General features: G+C 36.0%; 1 protein-coding gene. It reads left to right on the forward strand.

Annotated features, from left to right (window positions below):
• Window positions 1-86: 86 nt before the first annotated feature.
• Entirely contained in the window at window positions 87-296 is a 210-nt protein-coding gene (locus HC176_RS18905) for a hypothetical protein (protein ID WP_167920511.1), read from the forward strand.
• The last annotated feature ends 4 nt before the right edge of the window (window positions 297-300 follow it).

Raw genomic sequence — 300 nt, forward strand, 5'->3', positions numbered from 1 at the left:
CGGGTTGCGGGTAGGGAGTTAAGTCATAGTTATTCAGTAGGATTAAGAAATAAAATATTATATATAAATTTGGTAAAACGAGAGTTATGATTGTAGAACGTAAAAACAATGAAATATTGGTGCGTTTTTCTGCGGGTACGAAGGCATCTAAAATTCAGTCTATTCTAGATTATTTGCGATATGAGGAGCTAACCTCAAAATCGGAAGCTACAGAGAAAGAGATAGAGGAGCTAACTAAGAAGTCCAAATCTGACCGCTGGGAAAAAATTAGAAAAGAAGTAGGCCTGGATGACTAAGATT

The sequence above is a fragment of the Tamlana crocina genome (genome assembly GCF_012037625.1).

Excerpts from the sequence above, each read along its gene's own strand:
- HC176_RS18905 (WP_167920511.1), top strand. The coding sequence starts at position 87 with ATGATTGTAGAACGTAAAAACAATGAAATATTGGTGCGTTTTTCTGCG.